Origin of the sequence: Halobacteriovorax sp. XZX-3 (assembly GCF_043196495.1) — a bacterium.
Lineage (GTDB): Bacteria > Bdellovibrionota > Bacteriovoracia > Bacteriovoracales > Bacteriovoracaceae > Halobacteriovorax_A.
In genome coordinates this window covers 172210-190368 of the sequence record NZ_JBEBMO010000002.1, presented here as the reverse complement: position 1 = coordinate 190368, position 18159 = coordinate 172210, and the positions used below count along the sequence as shown (strand labels likewise).

18 protein-coding genes are annotated in these 18159 nt (G+C 37.6%); 9 read left to right on the top strand and 9 right to left on the bottom strand.

The genetic code is table 11. From position 1 onward, the window contains the following. Positions 1-67: 67 nt before the first annotated feature. Complete coding sequence (locus ABMA70_RS11350) at positions 68-931, bottom strand: hypothetical protein (protein WP_103217772.1); 864 nt, start codon at positions 929-931, stop codon at positions 68-70. A 163-nt stretch (positions 932-1094) separates the two neighbouring features. On the opposite strand from ABMA70_RS11350, the gene ABMA70_RS11345 reads away from it, so the two are divergent. Further along, on the top strand, positions 1095-1307 hold the full coding sequence (locus ABMA70_RS11345; protein WP_021267851.1) for a hypothetical protein: 213 nt from the start codon (positions 1095-1097) through the stop codon (positions 1305-1307). 4 nt (positions 1308-1311) lie between these two features. Here the strand turns inward: ABMA70_RS11345 and uvrC are convergent, their stop codons facing one another. Beyond that, positions 1312-3192, bottom strand: coding sequence for an excinuclease ABC subunit UvrC (gene uvrC / locus ABMA70_RS11340; RefSeq protein WP_103217771.1), 1881 nt, complete (start codon positions 3190-3192; stop codon positions 1312-1314). 89 nt (positions 3193-3281) lie between these two features. On the opposite strand from uvrC, the gene ABMA70_RS11335 reads away from it, so the two are divergent. Further along, positions 3282-3701: a hypothetical protein gene (locus ABMA70_RS11335; RefSeq protein WP_103217770.1), complete on the top strand. Its 420-nt coding sequence runs from the start codon at positions 3282-3284 to the stop codon at positions 3699-3701. A 174-nt stretch (positions 3702-3875) separates the two neighbouring features. On the opposite strand, the gene ABMA70_RS11330 is transcribed toward ABMA70_RS11335, so the two are convergent. Next, on the bottom strand, positions 3876-5669 hold the full coding sequence (locus ABMA70_RS11330; protein ID WP_392993439.1) for a hypothetical protein: 1794 nt from the start codon (positions 5667-5669) through the stop codon (positions 3876-3878). A 153-nt stretch (positions 5670-5822) separates the two neighbouring features. On the opposite strand from ABMA70_RS11330, the gene ABMA70_RS11325 reads away from it, so the two are divergent. Further along, positions 5823-6368: a hypothetical protein gene (locus ABMA70_RS11325; protein ID WP_103217768.1), complete on the top strand. Its 546-nt coding sequence runs from the start codon at positions 5823-5825 to the stop codon at positions 6366-6368. 26 nt (positions 6369-6394) lie between these two features. Here ABMA70_RS11325 and ABMA70_RS11320 read toward each other — a convergent pair whose 3' ends face one another. Both ABMA70_RS11320 and murJ read right to left on the bottom strand, forming a co-directional pair. Further along, positions 6395-6835 carry a DUF507 family protein gene (locus ABMA70_RS11320; RefSeq protein WP_103217767.1) on the bottom strand — a complete coding sequence of 147 codons (441 nt, stop codon included), beginning with the start codon at positions 6833-6835 and terminating at the stop codon, positions 6395-6397. Between the two features lie 80 nt (positions 6836-6915). Further along, on the bottom strand, positions 6916-8577 hold the full coding sequence (murJ, locus tag ABMA70_RS11315; protein ID WP_392993441.1) for a murein biosynthesis integral membrane protein MurJ: 1662 nt from the start codon (positions 8575-8577) through the stop codon (positions 6916-6918). On the opposite strand from murJ, the gene ABMA70_RS11310 reads away from it, so the two are divergent. The 3 genes from ABMA70_RS11310 to feoB all read left to right on the top strand — a co-directional run bounded on the left by ABMA70_RS11310 (position 8576) and on the right by feoB (position 11421). Continuing rightward, positions 8576-9121 (top strand): dCMP deaminase family protein, encoded by a 546-nt coding sequence (locus tag ABMA70_RS11310; RefSeq protein ID WP_103217765.1) that lies wholly within the window; start codon positions 8576-8578, stop codon positions 9119-9121. The genes murJ and ABMA70_RS11310 overlap by 2 nt on opposite strands. 96 nt (positions 9122-9217) lie before the next feature. Then, on the top strand, positions 9218-9448 hold the full coding sequence (locus ABMA70_RS11305; protein ID WP_392993444.1) for a ferrous iron transport protein A: 231 nt from the start codon (positions 9218-9220) through the stop codon (positions 9446-9448). Beyond that, the gene (feoB, locus tag ABMA70_RS11300) at positions 9448-11421 is read left to right on the top strand and encodes a ferrous iron transport protein B (protein WP_392993447.1); all 1974 of its coding nucleotides are present in this window, start codon (positions 9448-9450) and stop codon (positions 11419-11421) included. Before ABMA70_RS11305 ends, feoB begins: the two co-directional genes overlap by 1 nt. On the opposite strand, the gene ABMA70_RS11295 is transcribed toward feoB, so the two are convergent. The 3 genes from ABMA70_RS11295 to ABMA70_RS11285 form a co-directional block, all read right to left on the bottom strand. Then, on the bottom strand, positions 11418-12518 hold the full coding sequence (locus ABMA70_RS11295) for a hypothetical protein (RefSeq protein WP_392993450.1): 1101 nt from the start codon (positions 12516-12518) through the stop codon (positions 11418-11420). The genes feoB and ABMA70_RS11295 overlap by 4 nt on opposite strands. A gap of 105 nt (positions 12519-12623) precedes the next feature. Further along, positions 12624-13121, bottom strand: a complete 498-nt coding sequence (locus ABMA70_RS11290) for a macro domain-containing protein (protein ID WP_103217761.1) — start codon at positions 13119-13121, stop codon at positions 12624-12626. A 24-nt stretch (positions 13122-13145) separates the two neighbouring features. Then, positions 13146-13841, bottom strand: coding sequence for a transglycosylase SLT domain-containing protein (locus tag ABMA70_RS11285; protein WP_393022237.1), 696 nt, complete (start codon positions 13839-13841; stop codon positions 13146-13148). Between the two features lie 131 nt (positions 13842-13972). Here ABMA70_RS11285 and ABMA70_RS11280 point away from each other — a divergent pair, with 131 nt between their 5' ends. The 3 genes from ABMA70_RS11280 to ABMA70_RS11270 all read left to right on the top strand — a co-directional run bounded on the left by ABMA70_RS11280 (position 13973) and on the right by ABMA70_RS11270 (position 16551). Then, complete coding sequence (locus ABMA70_RS11280; RefSeq protein ID WP_392993455.1) at positions 13973-14920, top strand: hydroxyacid dehydrogenase; 948 nt, start codon at positions 13973-13975, stop codon at positions 14918-14920. A 2-nt stretch (positions 14921-14922) separates the two neighbouring features. After that, on the top strand, positions 14923-16191 hold the full coding sequence (locus ABMA70_RS11275; protein ID WP_103217758.1) for an adenylosuccinate synthase: 1269 nt from the start codon (positions 14923-14925) through the stop codon (positions 16189-16191). Positions 16192-16407: 216 nt separating this feature from the next. Beyond that, a complete protein-coding gene (locus ABMA70_RS11270) occupies positions 16408-16551 on the top strand; it encodes a hypothetical protein (protein ID WP_392993458.1) in 144 nt (47 codons plus the stop codon). A gap of 105 nt (positions 16552-16656) precedes the next feature. Here the strand turns inward: ABMA70_RS11270 and mtaB are convergent, their stop codons facing one another. Then, complete coding sequence (gene mtaB, locus ABMA70_RS11265) at positions 16657-17979, bottom strand: tRNA (N(6)-L-threonylcarbamoyladenosine(37)-C(2))-methylthiotransferase MtaB (protein WP_392993461.1); 1323 nt, start codon at positions 17977-17979, stop codon at positions 16657-16659. Positions 17980-18159 lie beyond the last annotated feature (180 nt).

Here is an 18159-nt window from a genome sequence, read left to right as displayed (position 1 = left end):
CTGATTTGTGCGGCATCCTTGCCCAGCAACTTATCTAATAAAATGATATATGATTTTACTAAGCTACTCAACTTGAGAGAAATTTTATCGCTTTTTGCATATCTGTCCACGCCGTTTTCTTCATGGACTCATTTACCTCTAGTAATTTAGGATGAAATAAAGGCATGACATCAATTAACTGAGCATTTCCATCAACTTCTATTTGAACTGAATGGAAGTCTCCGTGAACATTTGCAAGACGAACACGTTTATTTAAACATAGATTTGTTGCGGCAGCCCCAAGGCTAATGAGTAATCTTGGTTTAAAGTGAGCACAACATGTAAAGAGGAACTCGCGGGCATCTTTTTTAATAAATGGTACACGAATAAAGCGGCCACTTGAGATCTTCATGGCCTTAATCATACGTCCCATAATATCTTGATCTGATTCAATCATTGATAAAGGTAGAAAATCAGGGAGCTCCCCTTCTTCAATTTCATCAAGGCCAAAAAAGATAATATCTACCTCGCCTTGATAATCCTGATAGCCAGGAATTGTTTCAAGATTCCAAGATGTATTATATTGTGAAAGGAATTTATTTATATCATCATTAACTTTCAGAGTGTGAGTCGATTCACTAGGATTTGAAGCGGCAGCAATATCAATCTTTCTCTTTTGAGGTGCCACAGGAACTTCTATTTTTGGAGCTGTGACTGTTTCTTCAGCTCTGGCAACTTCTTGCTGAGCTGCGGCCACAATCGGCTTAGAATCAACTTGTGTGGCCCTAGGTTCATCCGAAGAAGCCTTGCTAGCAGTAAGTTTGCTCTCTTTTAACTTAGGATACCAAAGAGTGTTTTCAAATAACTTGGCACAGTAATTCGGCTTCTCATCACGTGAGACTTTTAAAATATTATTAAAATCTTTAGTTAATTTGGTTAAAAATTGCGCCATTACTTTATTTCCTATGGGTAAAATATCCCTAAGTCTTTAAAAAAAAAAGCATAAATTTCAGAACATTGTTAAGCCGCCGATAAATCAACTACATCCACTGCTTGGGACACTCTGCACAATCTCAAATCCCCAGTGGTAATTAATATTTAAAGGAGTTGCTACAATGTCATTCGATCCAGATTTCCAATTTGAAAACTTTGAAGAGTTATTTGGTGATGCCGATCAAGTACATAAGGTTTTAAATGATTGTCCTGTTTGTGGCTCTAAAATGGTTCACACACACCTATCGGATTATAAAAACTTGTACATACACGAGAATTCGAGATGTACTGATTGCGGGCACGGCAATCGTAAAAAAATCCACCACCTTAACTAGACAGTTATTTCTGAGGGAATTCGGCCATAAGCTTGGCATGGATTCTCTCAGCAAGCCCTTCTTTTATATCCAACTTGTGACTTATTTCAATCACACTTAATTGCGAAAGTTCTTTAAGATTTAAATCCATATTTTCATGAATTGTTTTAAGAGTCTTTTCACCAACTCCTTCAATATCATCAAACCACGAAGTAAAAATACGATCTCTCTCCTTCTTATGATGAAGCTTTCTCGAAAACCTGTGGGCCTCATCCCTCATTTGCACAACAATTCTCATTAGAGACGGTGTCTTTTTTAAGATATAAGGATTAATTCGATTAGGAATAATAAGACGTTCGTCTGAACTTGAAACTTCCTTATCTCTAAAAGAGTCTTGTTTGCTCGTTTTAATTTTAGCAATTCCCACGACAGGAATATCAAGTTCAAAATCTTCTAGAACTGCAAGAAAACTTGAAACTTGTCCCTTCCCACCATCAACAATGAAGACATCTGGAAGCTTTCCTTTCTTAAGTCTTCTCGCTAAAACTTCCCTCATCATGGCAAAATCGTTATTGCCCTCTGGCCTTTCTTCTAAGTGATAATAGCGATATTGAGTCTTATCCGGTTTTCCATCACGAAAAACAATTTGCGATGCTGTTGGAGACTTTCCTTGCCAAATGGCAACGTCGAAACACTCAAGAATTTTAGGAGTTTCTTTTAGATTTAAAAGTTCTTTTAATTTATTTAAACCAATCCATGGTCCATCAAGATTTTTAACTCTAAAGCGTTGATGCTCTCTTGCATGATCAAGAGTTAACTCATAAAGAGTTTTCATCTTCCCAATTGGCTTTTGGACTTCGACTTCTTGATCGAGTACTTCGTTAAATGCTTCACTAATCATTGAAAGATCAGCTTTTTTCTCATCAATATAAATACGACTTGGTAGCTTCTCTTTTGTATTTGAATAGTATTGAAATAAGAAGGTTTGAAAAAGCTCGTGATTTTCATTCTCACTATCACCTTTTCCAAAGTGATAGTTTTTATGACCAAGAAGGATTCCAGATCTCATCATATAAATTGAAATATCAATTTCTAATTCACCAACATGGTAGGCAACAATATCAAAGTCTTTTTCAGTGGTAAGTTCCACATTTTGCTTTTCATAACTTAATGAGAATTGTTTTAACTCTTCGATACTATCTCGTATTTCAGCGGCCCTTTCAAAGTGCTCACTTTCAGCAGCTTCAAACATCCTCTCTTCTAAAATTTTTAAGACATTACGACTTTGGCCTTCAAAGAAATTGATAACGTAGTTAAGATCATTAAAATAATCTTTTTCAGAAATATAATCCACACAAGGAGCCGAACATTGCTTCATTTGATAAATAAGACACGGGCGCTTCCTCTTTCTCATTTCTTCAATCGAACAGTCTCGTAAAGTAAAAGACTTTGTTAGAATTCTAGAAATTTTTAAGATGTTACTTCCCGTTGTAAAAGGGCCGAATAATTTAATCTTCTTCTTTCTCTTTGGTCTTCTCGTATAAACAAGTCGAGGAAATTTTTCATTCATATCGACTTGAATATAAGGATAACTTTTATCGTCTTTAAGTTGGATGTTATACTTAGGAATATGCTTTTTAATAAGGTTATTTTCTAAGATATATGCTTCTGCATCTGTCTTAGTCATTATAAAGTCGAAGTCTTGAATATGAGAGACAAGAATTTGAGTCTTTGGTGATTTTTCAGAACTATTAAAATAGCTAGACACTCGACTACGAAGGTTTTTCGCCTTTCCAATATAAAGAATTTCTTCGATGCCAGCGCGCTTTCGCTTCATTAAATAGCATCCAGATTTTGTCGGTAAATGTTTTGCTTTTTCCAGCAGTGCTAAAGTATTTTTCTTCATTATAATTATCTACATATTACCTTTTATTCTCTTTACTTTAATCCTATTCGCCATTAAATTGACCTAATTAAGCAAAAGGAAGAGAGAATATGTCAAAACTAGGTGTTGGTAAGGAAATTGTAACATATTGTAGCAAATGTAAGTTAGATCTTGCTCATTTAATTGTAGCAATGAAAGACGCAGATACTCCATACAAAGTTCTGTGTAATACTTGTAAAGCAACTCATGCATACAAGCCAAAAAAGGTAGCATCTCCAAGTGCTACTCGTCGCAAAGCTCCTGCGAAAAAAAGAATTTCAACTGAAGATAAAATTATTAATGTTTGGGAAAACGCGCTTCAAAAATTAGAAGGTGAACCTATTGCATATAATATTCGTCACAAATTTGAAGTTGGTGACATACTTGCTCACCCAACTTTTGGGCCAGGGCTTGTTGAAAAGAGTCTCGATGCTAATAAAATCGAAGTCCTCTTCAGAGGTTCAATTAAAATACTTATGCATAACAAATAACAAAAGAGGCTGATAGCCTCTTTTTTTATTTGTGCGCCCCTATTCGGTGCACATAGTATTCGAGAGAGAAACCTTTAGGTTTCTCGGTTCGCCACTGGCGCTATTTTTTTTTATAAAAAAGCCTCCCATACAGGAGGCTTTCTTTTTATCTCTCATCTCTCTTGAAATTATTTTTTAATTCCAATTCATTCCCGCACTTCCACCAATTCCGACACTAAATTGACCATTAAGGGCCCCTCCGGCCATTGATCCAAAGTTAGTACCAGAGTTGTAATAACCATTATACGAATTTGCATAAATATTTTGTTGAGCATTTTGTAAGTTCTGATACAGAGCTTGGTTAGCATACATTACGTTCGCTTGGTTTTGATAATTACCTTGAGCAACAGCTTGTCCTTGAAGTCCGTTGATGTAGCTCTGGAACTGTTGTGCTTGATAACCATTATTATAGTTTCCATTTGCTCCCCAGTTTCCGTTGGCACCCCAACCTCCGTTAGCATTACCATTTAGGCCCCAACCGTTTCCACCGTTGACTCCCCAACCAGCGTTTCCGTTAACACCCCAACCATTATTAGCGCCAGTTCCCCAACCTCCGTTGACTCCCCATCCGCCATTAATATTTCCATTTCCACCAGGAAAAGTATTTCCACAAGCACATGGTGCTGAAATACACATACATGCAGGGTTTCCGCCACCATTGGCCCAACCGCCGTTAACACCCCAATTGCCGTTTCCACCGCCATTGACGCCCCAACCGCCAGAGATAACTCCACCGTTTCCAGGACCTGGATATGTTGGATAAACTCCACCATTACCCCAGTTACCATTACCTACGCCATTAACACCCCAACCAAGGTTGAAACCAGCATTAATACCTGTTCCAGGATACATTCCCCAGCCAGATCCAGGGTACATCCCCCAACCTGCGCCAGTATTCATTCCTGGGAACGCACCAGTGCTACCAATATTTAGTCCAAAATTTAAACCAGTATTAAGTCCGAAACCGTTGCCCATTCCGAAACCATTGCCCATTCCAAAACCATTGCCCATTCCCATGCCAAAATTAGCACCAAAGCCAGTTCCAAAACCTGTTCCGTATGGGTATCCACCCATACCCATTCCGAATCCCGTGTTCATTCCGAATCCAGGGTACATTCCACCATAGATATTTCCTGGGTACATTCCTGGGTGTCCACCCATGCCCATTCCGCCGTTGATATTTACACCAAATCCAGCATTACCACCTGTTAGAAGTCCAGCAAGTGCCGAACCTGCAAGAGAACCTAATGGGTTCATATAAACATTCGCTTGGTAGTTTCCACCAAAGCCATTGCCCATCCCCATTCCATTACCCATGCCGTTACCCATGCCCCAACCGGCATTGCCATAGATATTTCCACCAAAGTTTGGTCCACCCATTCCACCTAGGAATCCTGAAGTGTAACCTTGACCTAGCCAACCGTTACCAACTCCACCAAAAGTTCCACCAGTAAGACCAAGTCCACCAGCGTACATACCGTAGCCGTAACCGTTACAAGAATTAAGCATTGAAGTTTGCTCTTTTGGAAGAATTGGGTTTGCACCCCTTTCAAGGTTATAATCTAAATAGCCATCGATTTGACCGTGGCATGATTTAATTCCATTTTCATAAGCATTTGCCCATGACTCTTGAGAATCAGCTTGGTGTTTAGTGGCGAAAAAAACACTCCCCATTGCTGCAAGTGAAGGAATTGCAACTTTTGCAACTTCGGCCCACTCATTTCTTTCAGGAAGTTTAGGTAAACAATCGACACAGAAGTCATTACTTCCAGAGCTTCCACGAGATGCTCTTGTCACACATGCCTGAGCATCATCTTCATAGCCATTGTCTCTTAAATAGATACAATCACTGATGTCGATCTCAGCATATGTATTTAGCATCATCATCGCCAATAAGATGCTTTTCGTGCCAATAAGTCTTAACTTCATAGTTTTCTCCATAAAAACTTTAACAATCCTCAACTACTTAACGACACTTTATGAATGAAACTTGAGTAAACTATCGACTTTTTCTATAAAGTATTGATTTAACTGATTAATATTACGTTTACGAAGCCAAAAATTAGGGATAAATTGCGGATTATGAGTAATATTTTTTGGTGGATCATCCTCATTTGCATTTTAATTTTTGCTACTTATGCAGCATTTGTTATTAAAGGTGAAAAAAAAGTCGCCTTAAAGAATGCTATCAGCTTCCCTTTTCACGGGCTTGAAATTCCAATTCCCCCTTGGTGGACTCTAACGACAGATGAATCTGAATTAAAAATATTTGAAAGAACTGATACTCGCTACGAGTGGCAATCGCGCTTTAGCTTCACTAATAAAAACTATTCAGATTTACAATCGGCATTTGAAGAGCTCGCTATTAATAATGAACTCGTCTTTGATAAAGATACAACAATTATCCACGAGCCTAAATCTTTCGAGAAATTATATGAGCAAGGAATAGAAACTCTAAGAGTTGAAGGAACGGCCACAAAAGGACATGAGCTTCGTGTCTACTACGATGCTGCTCTACTAAAAACTGATGATGGTATTGTCATTTTAGAAAGTGAGAGTTCGGTTCTAAATGGTTTGCTTGAAGGTCCGTTTTTCGAACAGTCGCTACACAATATTAAAAAGAAATAAAAAAAGCTCCTTAAGGAGCTTTTTTATTATCTAGTCTTAAATGTTCTAATATTCTGTACTAGGAAGTTGTGAATTTCTTCATCAGTTCCAAAAACATCATCAATGAATTCACAATCAATTAAAAATGCAGTCATACGATTTGCAATATTATGTAGTGACTCTACTAAGTAAAGACCACCAATATTTTCACCACTAAATGACTTAATAATTTCTTTACGAGCATGGTTGAACATTTCAGACTCTGTTACGTCTTCAGGCATATTATCTACACCCATCTTCTCTTCAACTTCTTCGATAGCCTGATCGCGAATATCTTCATCAGTTGCTAGACATACACCAAATTCAGTGGCCATTGATTCAATAAGCTTCTCACGATTTGCAATATCGAATTCAATAACACCCTTTTCCTTAAGTGTATTAATTGTATGACTCGCTAAATTTTCGAGTGTTTCAAAACTAGTTCTCATTTACTGCTCCAAATGTGTAATCTCTTTAAGTTTAACGACTTGCCTCTCATCAAGCAAGAGAATTTATGATTACTTCCATTCTAATTTCGGCGGATTATCTTATTTAAGAAGCGCTGAATTAAAACATAATCCCCTAAGACACTTAGCACAATAACATAAGCAATAGCACCTGCACACGCTGCAGTAACGAAGGCCGCGAGATTATCAAGAGTCGAAAAAATATTATTTGGGAAGTGGCCACGTACATATTGTGTAGCATAAAAGGCCAATAGTGAGCTTAAACCAATTTTAAAAAATCTTAGCGGGAAGAAGAAATTAAGCCTTAAATCTAGTAATTTAAATAATAGAATCGACTGAACAAGGATGATAAAAATCATCGATACAGATGTCCCCATAGCAAGAATTTTAAAACCGTATGTACCAACAAGTGAAAAACAGAAGACAATATTAATTCCGACAGCAATCGAAGAGATAATTACAGGAATCTTTGGTTTATCTAATGTGTAAAAACTCGGAGAAAACACCTTATAGAGTCCATAAAATGGAAGTCCAAATAAATAAGCATAAAGTGCTTCTGTTACCATCTTAGTATCATCAAGACCGAAGGCTCCACGCTGAAAAGAAATTGCAACGCAGTCCTGGGCAAGTGCAAACATTAAGGCCATTGCTGGCATAAGAACAAAAAGACTTGTTATATAACTTGTTTGAAGTGCTGCCTTTGCTTCTTCTTCCTTGCCTCCCCTCCAAAGTTCAGAGAAGTAAACGAGATTGGAATTTCCAATCGAAACACCTAAAATTCCTACAGGGAATTGAAATAATCGAAATGCATATTGCAGCCAAGAAACAGCTCCAACAACTGTACCTGTAGCTAAGAAAGTTGAAACCAAAAGATTGATCTGAGTTGCAGCAACGCCTATTGTTCCAATACTCATTCGTTTTAAAATTTCTTTTACATCACTTGAAAAAAGATCAATACCATCAACCTTTACAAGTCCTTTTGAAAATAGCATCGGTACTTGAATAAGCATCTGAAAAAATCCACCAACAAGAACCCCTATTCCTAAAGAAATAATCGGATGAAGATTCTTTGCTTCTAAGTACTTTGGTAATGTCACCATCGCAATGATCATAATGATATTAAAAACAGCTGGTGCCATCGCAGGAGCAAAGAACATTTTATAAGTGTTAAGAACTCCCATAAAAAGCGCGGCCACAGAAACGAATGCTAAGAAAGGTGACATCATTCTTGTTAACAATACAGATAATTCAAATCGATTTACATCAGAAGTAAAAAGCTCATTTGTTAATACTTGAATGATTTGTGGAGCAAAGATAAAAATCAGTAAACAAACAATCGAAGTGATAGCTAGTAAGACAATGGCCATTGACCATAGGAGCTTGCGAGCGTGTTCATCGCCATCTTTTTTGGCCGAAGTAAATATTGGGACAAAGGCAGATGAGAAAGAACCTTCTGCAAATAAGTCACGCAACATATTCGGAATACGAAAAGCAATTTGATAGGCATCAGTAAGCCCCGAAGCACCAAAAAGTTTGGCCATTAAAATTTCTCTAGCAAAACCCAATACACGACTTGATAAAGTTGCAACGGCCATCTTAATAGAGGATAGTAAAAAATTCTTCCTGTGTTCTCTTGTCATTCCAATATTTTGCACCACCCTATCTGACTTAACAAGCTTCCAGTAGTTGCCAAGTGAAGGATAATTAACTAATCTTGCTGCCATGAAAACAGAGTTGGAAAAGTCGATTAATCACATCAATACAAAGAGTGCCGTAAATTGGGACGAATACTTTATGCTTCAGGCTATTATGGCAAGTTTCAAGAGTAAGGATCCGGCCACAAAAGTAGGATGTGTTTTTGTTGATGATAATAACCATCAAATAACTTTTGGTTACAACGGCTTTGTTGCGGGAATTGATGAAACAAAACTTCCTTGGGGAAAAGAGAGAACTCTCCCTCTCGAGCAACAAAAGTATGGATACGTTGTTCACGCCGAGGCCAATGCAATTCTTCACTCAAATCACAAATTATATGGCGCTAGATGTTACGTGACACTATTTCCTTGTCATGAGTGTGCCAAGCTTCTTGCTTCTTCAAAGATTAAAGAAATCGTATACTTACAAGATAAACATTCAGGTACTGAGTCAAATCGTATCTCTCGTCGCATCTTCGACCTCACTGGAGTGAAGTATCGACAGCTTACTCTTGGTGAACACGTTCTCGATTCACTCATTGCACACTTTACCGACGCCTTCTATCGCGACTAACTCACTGTGTAAACATGGTTCATATCAGTAAAGTGTTCCTAGACAAGTTTGACTAATGAAACTATAGTAAGCCCATTGAGACGAATGGAGTTAAATATGGTTTTATCGAAGGTTAAAAAAGGCGTAAATGTTAAGATCCTATCATTTGATAAAGGACTTAAACATAAGACAATTATGACAGGACTTGGGATTCTTCCAGGTGATGCAATTCAAGTTGTCGCTCCTTCATTCTTAGGCTCTCCTCTTACTCTTAGATTAACAGATGGTGAAACAGTTGCCCTTCGTTTAAGCGAAGCTAGTCTCATCAATGTTGAGGAATTAAATTAATGAGAAAAATTTTACTTATTGGCCCTGCAAACTCAGGGAAGTCGGCGATTTTCAATATCCTTTCTGGAGCGAATCGTAAGGTTGCAAACTACAATGGAATTACTGTTGATACGGCAACAGCGGGTCTTATTTCTAATGCTCGTCATGAAGAAAAGTTAGCAGTAGTTGACCTTCCAGGGATTTATTCACTTGTTCCATCTTCAATTGATGAAGCAGTAACAGTTTCCACTTTAATCGGAAGAAATAATCAAGTTACAGAATTTCACGATATTGTTTGTGTTGTTGATTGTGCTCGCCTGGACTCTTCTCTATCTCTTGCACTTGCTGTTAAAGAACTCTTTGGAGGCAAGATTAAAATCATCTTCAATAAGTATGATCTTGATGTAACAAAGAATTACGATTTTGATAAAATTGGCGAACACATTGGTGTTCCTTATATTAAGTTCTCTACAATGAGAGACAGTGGAGCAACACTTGAAAACTTCTTAAGAGAAAACTCTTCAAGTGAAATTCTCCTTCCAACTAATAAAATAAAACTTTCAAATGAATCAACGGAATACAATCCATTTAATGTGAGCTTTGAAGAAGATCAATTTGTTGAGCTTCAAAATGAAGTTTCTGCTCTTTCTCAGATTGAAAAGTATCAAAGAAAAGCAAGAGACCTAAAAGCATCATATGCGATTGGAAAAAATAAGAGCCTGATTCAACTTTCAAATAAAATTGACCACTTTGTTCTTCACCCTTTCTTAGGTGGTGTTATCTTCTTGGCAATTTTCTACTTAATCTTCCATTCAATTTATACTTGGGCAGGTCCGGCAATGGATCTCATTGATGGTGGTGTTGGTGCATTCGGAGAATACGTTGCAGCTATACTTCCGCAAGGTATGCTAAATAGTTTTATTGTTGACGGAATCATTGCAGGTGTTGGTGGAGTTGTAATCTTCCTTCCACAAATTATGATTCTCTTCTTCCTTCTAAGTCTTCTTGAGCAAAGTGGATATATTTCACGTGCTTCAATCATTACAGATAAGGCCATGTCATATTTTGGCTTAAATGGAAAAGCGTTCCTACCATATCTTTCGGGATTTGCTTGTTCTGTTCCAGCGATTATGGCAACAAGAACGATTTCAGATAAAAAAGAAAGACTTGCAACATTAATGACGATTCCACTCATTACATGCTCGGCAAGACTGCCAGTTTATATTCTTCTTATTGGAACTTTTGTTCCTGAAAAAACTGTATTTGGAATTTTCAATTCTCAAGCCTTAGCATTTTTCTTCCTTTATTTCCTAGGAAGTATTGTTGCACTTATTATTGCAAAAATCTTTAGACTAACTCTTTATAAAGGTAGTACGACATCATTCATTATTGAATTACCTCTATATCAGATGCCTACTTTTAAGCCCGCTTTTAAGGCGATGATCTTCAAAGGAAGAGTATTTTTAAAGAAGGCCGGAACAATCATCTTAGGTCTTTCAATGGTAATTTGGTTTCTTTCGACTTTCCCAAAACCAGCTGAAGAGCTGCTTGTTGGAAAGTCAGAGGCAGAGTCCGCTGCAATTTCTCTTGAGTACTCAACTATTGGCCAATTTGGAAAATTAATTGAACCAGTTATTAAGCCACTTGGATACAACTGGAAGATGGGAGTTGGAATCACTGTTGCCATGGGTGCACGTGAGCTATTCGTATCAACACTTGGAACAATTTATGCTCTAGGTGATGTCGATGAAGAATCAACAACTCTAAGAGAAAGACTAAGAGCTGAGATTGACCCAGAAACAAATAAGCCAGTATTTAATACGGCCGTGGCCTGGTCTCTTCTAATCTTCTTTGCCTTTGCAATGCAATGTATCTCAACACTTGGGATTGTTCGAAGAGAAACAGATGGTTGGGGACATGTCTTCCTAATGTTTGGGTATATGACAGTTCTTGCTTATGGTGGTGCTTTTATTACTTACCACTTACTTGTTTAATCACAACTTTGATCTTTAGATAATTGAATAAACCTCACGGCATCACTTAGTAATAAGCCGATGTCGAGAGGGTCTCTTTCAAAAATTACCGTAACAACTTTATCTGCCTCAACCTCGTGCTTTCCTAGGTTTACCCAACCACTCTTGCTACTTTGCATATTATAACTAACAAAAGTCGAAAAGATTTCCACATCTTCTTGAAAGATACTCACTTTAACATTTGATAGGGCCCCTACAATCGTAGGTCGATAAACTTGTAAGCAATAATTTGTTCTACTAGGCATGAAGTTATAAGTTGAATAAGCATATTCATCTTCACTCATTCGAACAATATTTCCATCAGCACCTTTAAGCTTACTATTTACCCAATCGCCGTATTCACGGTAGCCATCGGTTCCTTTAAAAGTTTTCTGATCAACAGCCTTGGCCATAATCGTTGCACTCTCATCGAGGTCTTTATAAATTATTCCCTGACAGTCTTCATAATCACCAAGCTTTTTGAAAACTACTTCATCGGCCCTTAGAAGTAGTGGATCCTCAGCACCTTTTGAAAGAATCACACGACTCTCCTGTCCTGAAGTAAACGAGAACTCACCCAATGGATAAAGTCCCTTTTCACTACTTTGAAGTCTTAGACTAAAGTTGGCCAATCCAATTTCTTCAACACCATCAAAGATATCTATAATTGCATTATCTGTAGCATTCATTGATGGCACTCTGTAGTACCAAATACAATAGGTCGAATCGCCCAAAAGATCTGTGACATAGATGGCCCTAGCGCCAGGATCATTGGTGTAGCGACTTATACTTCCCTGATATCCTTTTAGGGTGTCCTGAAACCAATTCCCTTCTTGAATAAATCCGACTGTATCATCGAGAGAATTTTTTTGAGTGATATCAAAGAAGTTTCCAATAACAACTTCCTCCTCACCTTCAACAAATGTACTGGCCGGCGCCCTTGTACCTACATTTAAAGATTGATCTGAAATCATCTCACTTCTTATTTTTCTAAGATTGTGGCCTCGACCTAGACAGGCCACAAGAATAACAATGGCCAATAGTGGGAATAAATAAGTGAACACTTTTCGTTTCTTCATGATTGTGCCTCTTGATAAGTATCATATCAGTCGTTCACAGAAATTCTAAAATGAAGAAGAGTAAATAAACTCAAGTATTATTAAGAGATCACTCTTTTGTAGAGGCTACAGAATTGTTTTATAGATCTCGTAGCTTTCATCGTCGAAGCAGCAGAAGATTACATCATCAAATTCTTCAATAGCATCAAAACTTTTTACGGCCGAAGTTGCAGTAATGGCAGCTTCAATTTTTGGATAGCCAAAGATTCCCGTTGAGATACATGGAAAGGCAACAGACTTACATTCGTTTTCTAGAGCAAGTGAAAGTGCGTAGATATAGCATTTCTCAAGTAAATCAGATTCACCATTTCCTCCACCTTCCCATTTTGGGCCAACGGCGTGAATGATAAATTCAGCAGGGATATTATATGCCTTAGTCAGTCTTGCTTCTCCGACAGGACATCCACCCACTTCCTTAAGTTCATCAGCTAATTCCTGACCACAGGCTGCATGGATTGCACCATCAACTCCACCACCAGCTTTTAATTCACTATTGGCTGCGTTAACAATGGCATCAACATCTAAAGTTGTAATATCGGCTTTAATTACTTGAATATTTTTCATAAAGAATTTTTAGCACGAATAAGTTTAGATTTCATCGTAAAACTTTAAGATTGTGCGGGCATACCAAAATTTTCTCTCTCCAGGCTCACCATTGTAATCAACCAACGCCTCATAATAATTTGTCATGAGATCATCTTGGTAATTCTTGGCCAAATAAACCTTTAAAAGGATAGCGCCATAAACTAGGGATAGATCAAGATCATGTAAAAATAGGAGCTTCTGCTCTGCCCATGTTCTCTCTCGAAGCCACAAGTGTGTCCATTCAGGAATTTCGTCAGAAAGAGTATTATTTAAATTAAGTGTATTTTGTAGATTTGCGTAATCAGGACCTCTTTGACCAAGTTGATCGGAAACTTCTTGCGCTCCAATGGATGTAAACTGTGTTAACCCTACTGCTCCTGTTGGAGAAATAGCATCTCGTACAAAATTAGACTCCATACGGATCAATGCCAGAAATAGCTTTGCATCAACCCCAAATAGCTCTGCGACCTCAATGACTCGATCAGTAATGAGAGTGGCTTCTTGCTCAGAAGCACTAGGATTTTGGGCCATGATATACGCCTCAAAATCACCCTTAGAATATTCCTGAGTTATCTGATAATTCCTAATCATATCCTCATGACCAACGAAGTAGCCCTCAGGAATATAGGAAGCAAGAGATGCTGATACAAACAATTGCGTGAATATAAGTAATACTAATAATTTTTTAAATTTTTGCATCATGATAATTATGGTTAACGAAAAACTAAATAGCAACTTACAAAAAGTTTCTAATATTAAGGGTTACATGTAGCAAGTTGCGTTCTATAATCGCAATACAAGAAAAACTTAAAAAATCCATGGAGGCCTGAGTGAAACCATTTATCGTCGTTTGTGATGGAATGGATGCAGAAGTTTTTGCATCTCTACAAGCTATCAGCGAATTAGAAGTTCACCCAAAACCAAAATTATCTCAAGACGAGATCAAAGAACTACTACCAAAAGCAAATGCTCTTGTTATTAGATCATCAACTACGATTGGAGAAGAATATCTTGAACTTGCTCCAAATCTTAAATATGTAATCCGTGCAGGTGCGGGAACAGATAATATCGATAAAGTTAAATGTGGTGAGCGTGGAGTTAAAGTTTCAAACACTCCAGGCGCTAATAATAACTCAGCAGCTGAACATGCTATCGCACTTATGATGACAGTTCTAAGACATACAGCTGCCGCAGACGCAACAATGAAAAACGGCGGATGGGACAAGTCTAAGTACACAGGTAATGAACTAGCAAATAAGAAAGTTGGTATCGTTGGTTTTGGTCAAATTGGAAAGATCGTTGCAAAACGTCTTCAAGGATTTGAGCCACAAGTTAAGTTCTTTGATCCATTCTGTGAATCGAGTGATCTTGATTATGTTACTAAAGCAAATACTGTCGAAGAAATTTTTGAGACTTGTGACATTATTACACTTCACACTCCTTTAATGGATGCAACAAGAGGAATGGTAAACAAGGATCTATTTAATAAAATGAAACCACATGCAATTCTAGTAAATGCATCTCGTGGTGGAATTGTTAATGAGCAAGACTTAGCTGTTGCTCTTATGGAAAAGAAATTTAAAGCAGCAGGCTTTGATGTTTTCGCAACTGAGCCACTTGAAGAAGACTCACCTCTTCGTAAGATTCCTAATCTTGTTCTAACTCCACACCTAGGAGCTTCAACTGATGAAGCTCAATTAAGAGTTGGAGAGATGGCCGTAAATCAACTGAAAGAATTCTTTTTAAACGATAATTTACTACACGAGGTTAAAGCTTAATTATGAAATCACTTGCGATTATTGGTTCTCAATGGGGAGACGAAGGTAAAGGAAAAATCACTGACCTACTTGGACTAAAATGCGATGTTGTTGTTCGCTACCAAGGAGGAAACAACGCAGGTCATACGATCATCGTTGGAACAAAAAAAGTTGTTCTTCACCTAATCCCTTCAGGTATTTTACACGATCACTGTGTATCAGTTATTGGTCACGGTGTTGTACTTGATCCAGAAGCATTTTCTAAAGAAATAGAAAATGTAAAAAATTCTGGTCTAACTGTTTCTCCTGAAAAACTAAAGATATCTTCTAACACTTCTGTTATCACTTACTACAACCGCCTTCTTGACGGTCAACGTGAAGCAAAGGGCCCTGTCAAAATTGGAACGACAGGAAAAGGAATTGGTCCTGCATACGAAGATAAAATTTCACGCAAGGGTATCAAAGTAAAAGATCTTTTTAACAAAGAAGTCCTTACAGAGAAATTGAAAGCAAACCTTTTAGAAAAAGAAACATTATTCACTAAATTATATGAATGTGAATTTCCAAGTGTAGAGGAAGAAGTTGAAAGACTAATGACTCTTGCAAAAGAAATTGAACCATTTGTTTGTGACACTTTCAGCTTCCTTGATGAGGCAAAACGCGCTGGAAAGAAAATTCTTTTTGAAGGTGCACAAGGTGTTCTACTTGATATCGACTTTGGTTCATACCCATTCGTAACATCTTCTTCTACTGCTTATGCAGGTATTTACTCAGGAGCAGGTCTTCCTGGTGGAACAGTCGAAGAAGTTTTAGGAATTACAAAAGCCTACACAACAAGAGTTGGAGAAGGCCCATTCCCTACTGAATTATTTGATCAAATGGGAGATGATATTCAAACAAAAGGTGGCGAGTTTGGAGCGACAACAGGTCGTAAGAGAAGATGTGGATGGCTTGACCTCCCTCTTCTAAAATACTCTGTTAAATGCTCTAACCTAACTTCTATCGCTTTAACAAAATTAGATGTTCTAAGTGAGATGGGACCTCTAAAAGTTTGTACAGGATATGAGTACGAAGGTCGTACGATCGATTGTGCTTATCCGGGAATTGATCTTGCAAAGGTTAAGCCAATCCTAAAAGAAGTACCCGGCTTTAACGATGACTTCAAAGGTGAGCTATCACAAGAAGTTAAAGACTATATTGCTCTTATCGAAGAAGCGATTCAAATCCCTGTAGGAATCATTGCTTTTGGTCCAGAAAGATCTGAAATCAAATTTCTAAAAGAATACTTCTAAATTTAAATTAGAACTTCGGCCCTGAGTTACCTCGGGGCCTATATCCATCTTGTGTCGGTTTTTTTTGAGATGGCCGTCGCAGAAAACCATCATTGAGGCGAGTGCCTAATTCAAAGCTACTCATAGATTGTGTGTGGTATATGCTCAATCGCATCTTCTAATAAGCGCGATGGATTTATAATTTATAAAGCCCTTGTGCTACAGCGGGAGAGAGAGATGTACGCAGTAGCACAAAGATTTTCGCCAGTAAGACACTTCTTCAGATTCAGAGAGGGACTTGAGAAATTAAAATCGGCAAGTGGAGTTTTTTTAAAAGCAGAACAAAAAATTCTAAGGCTTGCCAACCTTGTTTCCTACTGACAAAACTAGAATATAAAAATTCATCCACCTGAGTGTTCAAGTTGTGTTAGGAAAACGTTTTTAATTGTTAATTAATTGTCAAAAAGATCGTGAGCGCCGCAGCATCTAGCATAACTCAGCAAAAACCTTATTTTCTTTAAACTCAATTAAGCGAACTTGATGAATTTGATTCTTTAAATCACCATCATGTGCAACCTTAACGCGAATAAAGTTTGAAGTATAACCTTCCCATAGGCCTTGTTTGTCTTTCTTTTCAAAAAGAACTTGAGATGTCTCTCCGATATAGTCTTCCGAGAACATATTTAACTTAGCATCTCCAAGCATCATAAGAGTCTTTACACGACTCTTTTTTACTGGGTGCTGAATATGGTCTTCCATACGTGCAGCAACTGTATTCTTTCTTTTAGAATATGGAAACACATGGAAGTGAGTGATTGGTAACTCTTTTAAAAGGTTAAAAGTATCTTGGAATTGCTCATCAGTCTCTCCAGGGAAACCACAGATTACATCTGCTCCAATTCCAGCGTTTGGAAAACGCGTGATAATTTTATTAATGATCGTCTTATAATCTTCTACAGTATACTTACGCTTCATTCCCGAAAGAATTTCATCATTCCCACTTTGCATAGGTACGTGGAAGTGATCAAGAAACTTTGGATTAGCGTGCATATAATCAAGAAGCTCATCTGTAATCGTATTCGGCTCAACACTACCAAGACGAATTCTCTCTAAACCTTCCAGAGCATTTAACTCTTTTAATAGATCTAAAAGTTTTTCACCTGAAGTAGTTTCGTACTCACCAATATTTACACCAGTAAGAACGATCTCTTTAAAACCTTGAGCAACAACAGCCCTCGCCTCTTCCATTGCTTGTGCAATTGAAACCGCCTTTGAGCGTCCTCGAGCAAAAGGAATAATACAGAATGAACAAACGTAATTACATCCATCTTGAATCTTTAAGAAAGCTCTAGTGTGTCCTTCCTCTTTAGAAGTTGCAGCACCAAAGAAGTCTTTAGACTTATCGATGTGGATTGTATCTGTTTCATCTTCGCTTAAGTAATCAAAGACTTTATATTTTTCACTTGTTCCTAAAACGAGATCAACACCAGTCATCTTTGCAATTCTTGGCGCATCCATTTGAGCGTAACAGCCTGCCACAACAATCTTTCCATCTGGAGAAGAACGGTGTGCCTTACGAATTAAGTTTCGACAAGTTGAATCTGCACTATCTGTTACAGTACATGTGTTAATAAAAGTAACATCAGCTTGCTCACCAAACTCAACAACCTTATACCCACGCTCAACAAAGCCTTGAGAAATTGTTCCTGTCTCAGAAAAATTTAAACGACAGCCCAAAGTATGAAACGCTACTTTTTTTCCATCAAAATTTTCTAATTCATTATTTGTTGAATCTACTTCTGTTGTCACTGAAGCCTACCTCTTAAAACACTAGTAATAGTGGGCTAAATTAGCTCATAAGGCCTTTGATGACAAGGTGGGCGATAAAAAATACTAAGGGTAAATAAAATTAACTTCTTAAAAAAATTACACTTTTTTTTTATTTTTTTTAAATTCCCTGTTGACTTCTGAACCAAGATTACTTATATT

Coding starts and splice junctions, on each gene's coding strand:
- feoB (WP_392993447.1), top strand. CDS start 9,448: ATGAGAAAAATTTTACTTATTGGCCCTGCAAACTCAGGGAAGTCGGCG.
- ABMA70_RS11335 (WP_103217770.1), top strand. CDS start 3,282: ATGTCAAAACTAGGTGTTGGTAAGGAAATTGTAACATATTGTAGCAAA.
- uvrC (WP_103217771.1), bottom strand. CDS start 3,192: ATGAAGAAAAATACTTTAGCACTGCTGGAAAAAGCAAAACATTTACCG.
- ABMA70_RS11305 (WP_392993444.1), top strand. CDS start 9,218: ATGGTTTTATCGAAGGTTAAAAAAGGCGTAAATGTTAAGATCCTATCA.
- ABMA70_RS11270 (WP_392993458.1), top strand. CDS start 16,408: ATGTACGCAGTAGCACAAAGATTTTCGCCAGTAAGACACTTCTTCAGA.
- ABMA70_RS11285 (WP_393022237.1), bottom strand. CDS start 13,841: ATGCAAAAATTTAAAAAATTATTAGTATTACTTATATTCACGCAATTG.
- ABMA70_RS11345 (WP_021267851.1), top strand. CDS start 1,095: ATGTCATTCGATCCAGATTTCCAATTTGAAAACTTTGAAGAGTTATTT.
- ABMA70_RS11325 (WP_103217768.1), top strand. CDS start 5,823: ATGAGTAATATTTTTTGGTGGATCATCCTCATTTGCATTTTAATTTTT.
- ABMA70_RS11295 (WP_392993450.1), bottom strand. CDS start 12,518: ATGAAGAAACGAAAAGTGTTCACTTATTTATTCCCACTATTGGCCATT.
- ABMA70_RS11320 (WP_103217767.1), bottom strand. CDS start 6,835: ATGAGAACTAGTTTTGAAACACTCGAAAATTTAGCGAGTCATACAATT.
- ABMA70_RS11275 (WP_103217758.1), top strand. CDS start 14,923: ATGAAATCACTTGCGATTATTGGTTCTCAATGGGGAGACGAAGGTAAA.
- murJ (WP_392993441.1), bottom strand. CDS start 8,577: ATGGCAGCAAGATTAGTTAATTATCCTTCACTTGGCAACTACTGGAAG.
- ABMA70_RS11350 (WP_103217772.1), bottom strand. CDS start 931: ATGGCGCAATTTTTAACCAAATTAACTAAAGATTTTAATAATATTTTA.
- ABMA70_RS11310 (WP_103217765.1), top strand. CDS start 8,576: ATGAAAACAGAGTTGGAAAAGTCGATTAATCACATCAATACAAAGAGT.
- ABMA70_RS11290 (WP_103217761.1), bottom strand. CDS start 13,121: ATGAAAAATATTCAAGTAATTAAAGCCGATATTACAACTTTAGATGTT.
- ABMA70_RS11330 (WP_392993439.1), bottom strand. CDS start 5,669: ATGAAGTTAAGACTTATTGGCACGAAAAGCATCTTATTGGCGATGATG.